The 6,693-nt window shown below is 61.0% G+C and carries 5 protein-coding genes; 3 read left to right on the top strand and 2 right to left on the bottom strand.

The features are described 5' to 3' along the window. Positions 1-3: 3 nt before the first annotated feature. The gene (gene boxA / locus ACNAZS_RS25330; protein ID WP_415793326.1) at positions 4-1,287 is read left to right on the top strand and encodes a benzoyl-CoA 2,3-epoxidase subunit BoxA; all 1,284 of its coding nucleotides are present in this window, start codon (positions 4-6) and stop codon (positions 1,285-1,287) included. Continuing rightward, positions 1,287-1,730, top strand: coding sequence for a MaoC family dehydratase (locus ACNAZS_RS25335; RefSeq protein ID WP_415793327.1), 444 nt, complete (start codon positions 1,287-1,289; stop codon positions 1,728-1,730). The genes boxA and ACNAZS_RS25335 overlap by 1 nt, the downstream gene beginning before the upstream one ends. A gap of 486 nt (positions 1,731-2,216) precedes the next feature. Here the strand turns inward: ACNAZS_RS25335 and ACNAZS_RS25340 are convergent, their stop codons facing one another. Together ACNAZS_RS25340 and ACNAZS_RS25345 are read right to left on the bottom strand one after the other, a co-directional pair. Beyond that, positions 2,217-3,410, bottom strand: a complete 1,194-nt coding sequence (locus ACNAZS_RS25340) for an acyl-CoA dehydrogenase (RefSeq protein WP_415793328.1) — start codon at positions 3,408-3,410, stop codon at positions 2,217-2,219. 147 nt (positions 3,411-3,557) lie between these two features. Continuing rightward, complete coding sequence (locus ACNAZS_RS25345; protein WP_415793329.1) at positions 3,558-5,252, bottom strand: thiamine pyrophosphate-binding protein; 1,695 nt, start codon at positions 5,250-5,252, stop codon at positions 3,558-3,560. 202 nt (positions 5,253-5,454) lie between these two features. On the opposite strand from ACNAZS_RS25345, the gene ACNAZS_RS25350 reads away from it, so the two are divergent. After that, the gene (locus tag ACNAZS_RS25350) at positions 5,455-6,330 is read left to right on the top strand and encodes a LysR substrate-binding domain-containing protein (RefSeq protein ID WP_415793331.1); all 876 of its coding nucleotides are present in this window, start codon (positions 5,455-5,457) and stop codon (positions 6,328-6,330) included. Positions 6,331-6,693 lie beyond the last annotated feature (363 nt).

Consider the following 6,693-nt stretch of genomic DNA (forward strand, 5'->3'; position numbering starts at 1 on the left):
GCAATGAACGCACCTTTGCCGCCCGAGGTGTTAAAGCAGCACTTGATCGATCCCGAGATCTGTATTCGCTGCAACACCTGCGAGGAAACCTGCCCCGTTGATGCCATCACTCATGACGGCACCAACTATGTGGTCGATCCCGCCATTTGCAATGGTTGCATGGCATGCGTGCCGCCGTGCCCCACGGGGTCGATCGATAATTGGCGGCTAGTGCTCAAAGCCGAGCCCTATACCTTGGATGAACAATTCGGATGGGATGAGTTGCCGGGCGAAAAGGCGTTGCCCGACAGCGCCTCCACCGAAGTCGCAGGTGATGTGATTCCGCCGTCCGCCGATGAGGCGGGTGTCGATACGAGCACAGCCGTCGAGATTGATACCGGCACCCCGATAGCGCCAGCGATTTCTGTGGCAGGCGCCACCATTCCCCCGTGGTCGGCCGCGCATCCGTACGTCAATCTATACGCCCACAAAACCCCCGTGACCGCGACGGTGGTCGGCAACTATCGCGTGACCGATGACGATACCGACAGCGATATTCATCACATCGTGCTGGACTTCGGCAACGCACCCTTTCCCGTACTGGAAGGACAGTCCATCGGCATACTAGCGCCAGGCACAGATGCAAACGGCCGGCCGCACCACGCACGCCAATACTCGTTGGCCAGTCCGCGCGACGGCGAGCGTCCCGGCTACAACAATCTGTCGCTGACCGTGAAACGCGTGACCGAAGACCATCAGGGTCAGCCCGCAAAAGGCGTGTGCTCCAACTACCTCTGTGACTTGGCCAAAAACGACACGGTGCAAGTCATAGGCCCCTTTGGCAATACCTTCCTGATGCCGAATCACGCGGGCGCCAACCTGATGATGATCTGCACAGGCACCGGATCCGCGCCCATGCGCGCCATGACCGAACGCTACCGTCGCCGTATTGCGCGCGGCACCAATGGTCGCCTGATGCTGTTCTTCGGCGCACGCACCCAGCGCGAACTTCCGTACTTCGGTCCCTTGATGAAATTGCCGCGCGACTTTATCGATATCAACCTGGCACTCTCGCGCGATACCGAGCAGCCCCGCCGATACGTGCAAGACCTGATACGAGAGCGCGCCTCTGACGTACTGACGCTATTGCACGATACCAACACTTGTATTTACGTTTGTGGTCTCAAGGGCATGGAAACCGGCGTCCTCGATGCCCTGCGTGACGTAGTTGTGCAAGGCGGCCAAGATTGGACTATCCTGCATGACATTTTGCGCCGCGAGGGGCGGCTGCATTTCGAGACGTATTAATGAAATTTGCAGAGTTCAAAGAAGGCATGCAGATCCAGGGTGGGCCCGTAACGGTCACAGAGCCCGAGATCCTGGCATTTGCCCGTCAGTACGACCCCCAATGGTTTCATGCCGATGTCGAGCGTGCGAAACAGGGCCGTTGGGGTGGCCTCATCGCGAGCGGCTGGCACACGTGCGCACTCGCCATGCGGATGGCCGTCGATGCCGCACTCCATGATTCCGAATCATTCGGTTCTCCTGGGTTAGGTGAAGTCCGTTGGAAAGTCCCTGTCAGGCCGGGTGACACCTTGCGCTTAGACGCACGCGTCCAGGCCGTCCGACGTTCTACCTCGCGCGCAGATCTGGGTATCATCACCTGGAGTTGGACCATCCTGAATCAGCACAACGAAGCCGTGCTGGAGCTTGATGCGACCAGCCTGTTTGATCTTGCCGAAACAGCTTAGTTGCTGGTTCTTTTCAGCGTTGTTTTTGCTGATGAGGGTTGTCGCTATGTAGGCGTCCGGTCAGCGTGGCGGGGATTGCCGCACCGGCCCTGTTCGCCTCGGCTCGGCCCAACCAGGGGCCTCGGCCCGCGCTGCGCGCGGGCTACCCTCGCCTCAANGGGCCGGTGCGGCAATCCCCGCCACGCTGACCGGACNCACATCTAGTCATGACAACCCTGAGCAATACATTCGATGCGCGAGAGCAGCGTAAGGGCTTTCAACTATTGCAAGCGGGCGATCCCCGCATAAGTCCCCCGCCGGCCCTTTGAGCAAGGGAAGCCTCGCGCAGCGNGGCCGAGGCCCCTGGTTGGGCCGAGCCGCGGCGATGGGCCGGCGGGGGACTTATGCGGGGATCGCCCGCGTCAAAAGAACAACCCCATCACACTCCCAAACACCGCATCAATACTGAAAAAGCCACGGTGCCCAAGAGCAAGACAGTCTCTACGATCAGCTAAACGCCTGGATGCCCGTTTGCGCACGACCCAGGATCAGGGCGTGTACGTCGTGGGTGCCTTCGTAGGTGTTGACGACTTCGAGGTTGACGAGGTGGCGAGCGACGCCGAATTCGTCAGAGATGCCGTTGCCGCCCAGCATGTCGCGGGCCAGGCGGGCGATGTCCAGTGCCTTGCCGCACGAGTTGCGCTTCATGATCGAGGTGATTTCGACTGCGGCGGTGCCTTCGTCTTTCATGCGACCCAAACGCAGGCAGCCTTGCAGGCCCAGCGTGATTTCGGTTTGCATGTCGGCAAGTTTCTTTTGGATCAGTTGGTTGGCGGCGAGGGGACGACCGAACTGTTTACGATCCAGGGTGTACTGGCGGGCCCTGTGCCAGCAGTCTTCCGCGGCGCCCAGGGCACCCCAGGCGATACCGAAACGGGCCGAGTTCAGGCAGGTGAACGGGCCGCGCAGGCCCGAGACGCCGGGCATCATTTGTTCGGCCGATATTTCGACTTCGTCCATCACGATTTCGCCGGTGATCGAGGCGCGTAGGCCGACTTTGCCGTGGATGGCAGGGGCCGACAGGCCCTTCATGCCTTTTTCCAGGATGAAACCGCGGATCTTGCCATCAAACTCACCGCCCACGCACTTGGCCCACACCACGAACACATCAGCGATCGGGGAGTTGGTGATCCACATTTTGCTGCCGGACACCTTGTAGCCGCCGTCGGTCAGAACGGCGCGGGTTTCCATGCCGTTGGGGTCCGAGCCGTGGTTGGGTTCGGTCAAGCCAAAGCAGCCGATCCATTCGCCAGCGGCGAGCTTAGGCAGGTATTTTTTCTTTTGGGCTTCGCTGCCGAATTCATTGATGGGCACCATCACCAGCGAGGATTGCACGCTCATCATCGAACGGTAGCCAGAGTCGACGCGTTCGACTTCACGGGCGATCAGGCCGTAGCTGACGTAGTTCAGGCCAGCGCCACCGTATTCCACGGGGATGGTGGCGCCCAGCAGGCCCAGTTCGCCCATTTCAGCGAAGATCTTCGGGTCGGTTTGTTCGTTGCGAAACGCGTCGAGTACGCGCGGGGCCAGCTTGTCTTGGGCATAAGCAGCCGCTGCGTCGCGGATCATGCGCTCTTCGTCGGTCAGTTGCTGGTCGAGCAACAGCGGATCTTGCCAGTGAAATGAGGGGTTCGAGGACATTAGGGTCTCCGGTGTGAAGCGAGATACGGAAATTCGTAAATCTGGTTAATGCGTAAGCGGGGCGAGCGCGTCGAATTGCCAATGCGCAAGACGCGGACGCTCGACGGCGTTAAGTCGCCCCGGCGTCGTGACGCCGGGGTGGGCGGTTTATTGTTGTGCTTTCAGCGACGCGTCGCGGATCTTGTCCAGCGTAGTCGATGGGCTGATGGTTTGCGGATCGATCAGGCAGTGCAGGATGGCCGGCTTGCCGCTGGCCAGTGCGCGTTCGAATGCCGGTCCAAATTGCTCGGCGGTTTCGACGCGTTCGCCATAGCCGCCGAAAGCTTCGGCATAGGCGGCGAAATCCGGATTCTTCAATTGGGTGGCAGAGACGCGGCCCGGATAGTGTTTTTCCTGGTGCATGCGAATGGTGCCGTACATGCCGTTGTCGATCAGCAGCACGATGATGGGCAAGTCATACTGAACGGCGGTCGCAAACTCCTGACCATGCATCATGAAGCACCCGTCGCCTGCAAAGCACACGACGGTTTTTTCGGGCTCGACACGTTTCGCGCCGACGGCGGCAGGTAGGCCGTAGCCCATCGAGCCCGACGTCGGGGCCAGCTGCGTGCCATAGCGGGTAAAGCGGTGGAAGCGATGCAGCCAGGTGGCGTAGTTGCCGGCGCCGTTGGTCATGATGGCATCGGCGGGCAAGGTTTTTTCCAGATAGGCCATGACTTCGCCCAACTGCAATTCACCCGGCGTGCGTATCGGGGCGGGGTCGCTCCAGGCCAGGTACGAGTCGCGTGCGGCTGCGGTATCGGCGGCCCAGACGGGTTGCGCGGGGACTTGTACGCCAGCCAGCGATTGGGCAAACGAGATGGGTGAGGTGTTGATGGACAACGTGGCGCGGTAGACGCGACCCAGTTCCGCGCTGTCGGGATGCACGTGTACGAGCTTTTGCTTCGGCACCGGGATGTTCAGCAGGGTATAGGCCTGGCTGGGGCTTTCCGACATGCGGCCACCCACCAGCAGGATCAAGTCCGCCTCAGTGACGCGCTTGAGCAGTGCCGGATTGATACCCAGTCCGACGTCGCCGACGAAGCAGGGGTGATCCGCCGGGAACAGCATTTGGCGGCGGAACGAGACGGCGGTGGGCAGCGACAGGCGCTCTGCAAAGGCCGCAAATTGTGCGACGGCGTCGGCATCCCAACGCGTGCCGCCCAGAATGGCAATCGGCGAACGGGCCTGGGCCAGCAATTGTTCCAGGTTGCTTAACTGATCGGCCGTGGGCGCGCTATCGATGACTTCGTAATGGGGCGCATCGGGGACGCTGGCGGTTTCCGTCAGCATGTCTTCGGGCAGTGCGATCACGACAGGGCCTGGGCGACCCGACGTAGCAATATGAAAGGCGCGAGAGATGATCTCGGGGATACGCTCGACCTGATCGATCTCGGTCACCCACTTGGCCTGCGTGCCGAACACGGCACGGTAATCCATTTCCTGAAAGGCCTCGCGTTCGCGCATGCCACGCTCGATCTGGCCGACGAACAAAATCATCGGGCTCGAATCCTGCTTGGCGATATGGACACCTGCCATGGCGTTGGCGGCGCCTGGGCCACGCGTGACCATGCAGATGCCGGGTTCGCCCGTCAGCTTGCCATAGGCGTCAGCCATCATGGACGCGCCACCTTCCTGGCGGCAAACCGTGACATCAATCTGGCCGTCATGCAGCCCGTCCAGCACCGCCAGATAGCTTTCGCCAGGTACGCAGAATACGTGCTTGACACCTTGGGCGACCAGTTGGTCGACCAGAATGTGTCCGCCCAGACGGGCATGGGAAGAGGGTGTCTCGATAGTCATAATTAGGCGGTCATCCGATAAGCAAACAGGCAAAAACAACCAGAAAGCAAGCCTTTGAGCATAATGTTCCTGGCTCGCACAACGCAATTGATAAAATTGCACAATATAGTGACCTGCCAGCACGTTGTACGCAATGCTGCGTCGCAACATACGACAGGCCCGTTAGTTCACTGTGAGCATAGCGGTTAATGAGCGGATTTATATGCGTAATGGCATCCCAAACCTTAGCGCCTTGCAGGCTTTCGAGGCTTCGGCCCGGCTAGGCAGCTTTTCCCGTGCCGCCGAAGAGCTCGCGCTCACGCATAGCGCCGTCTATCGCCAGGTCGCCAGCCTCGAGTCGCGCCTGGGCGTACAGCTATTTACGCGCGTGCGCCGGCGCATTGTCTTGACCGAGCACGGCGCCGAGTACGCGGGCCGGATCCGCCATCATCTGGATCAGATCGAGAAAGACACGTTTGGCCTGGTCAGCCGCACCGGCATGGGCCGCAGTATCCACATCGCGGTGGTCCCCACTCTGGCCACCACCTGGCTGATTCCACGCCTGCCGGGATTTCAACATCAACATCCCGACATCACCGTCAGCCTGTCCGTACGCACGTTGCCCTTTCAATTCAAGGACCAGCCCTTTGATGGTGCGCTGTACCACGCCAGCAGCCTTTGGCCGGGCACCCAGGGGGCGTTGCTCTTTCCCGAGAAAGAACTCGTGCCTGTATGCGCCCCGCATTTACCGCGTCGCGAAGAAGACGGCCTGGCAGGCCTCACCCATTTGCACCTCAGTTCTCGCCCGGACGCCTGGCGCCAATGGTATGCCGCCAACGATCAACCCTACGGTCCCCAAGCCGCAGGCGGCCCTCGCTACGAACTCTTCACCATGATGCTCGCCGCCGCCGAGGCTGGCCTGGGCGTAGGCCTGGTACCCGCTTTTCTCGCCTATGCCGCGCTAGAGGCCGGCGTTCTCGTACGGCCGGTTCCTCAGGTCCTGACCGTCAGCCAAGGCTACTACTTCGGCTACTCACAACGCGACGAGCGTTCCGAAGCGCTGAAAGTCTTTGAACGCTGGCTGCAGACGGTGGCTTAGCGTGATGGCGATGCTATTGCGTGACGTGTTCGGGTTCTTTACGCGCCAAGGTCCGGCGTGTGTAGGCCANGCCGGCCTAATCGAAACGGCTCGGCCCAACCAGGGGCCTCGGCCCCGCTGCGCGGGGCTGCCCGNNTCTCAAAAGGCCGGCCTGGCCTACACACGCCGGACCTTGGCTCGCAATGTCTCCCTATGTCCACTGTCTCTTTTGCGCCGCTCCACAATCGTTGGGTTGTCGGCATGGCATCGTGCGAACGCAGGTCAAGGCAACTCAGCATCGGGAGCGTGCACCTGCTGTGAGTCCCTGTCGTCTGCTGAGTGGCGGTGCCGGCCTTTTGAGCGTAGGGCAGCCTCGCGCAGCGG

This window comes from Bordetella tumulicola (assembly GCF_965138755.1).
Classification (GTDB): domain Bacteria; phylum Pseudomonadota; class Gammaproteobacteria; order Burkholderiales; family Burkholderiaceae_B; genus Bordetella_A; species Bordetella_A tumulicola.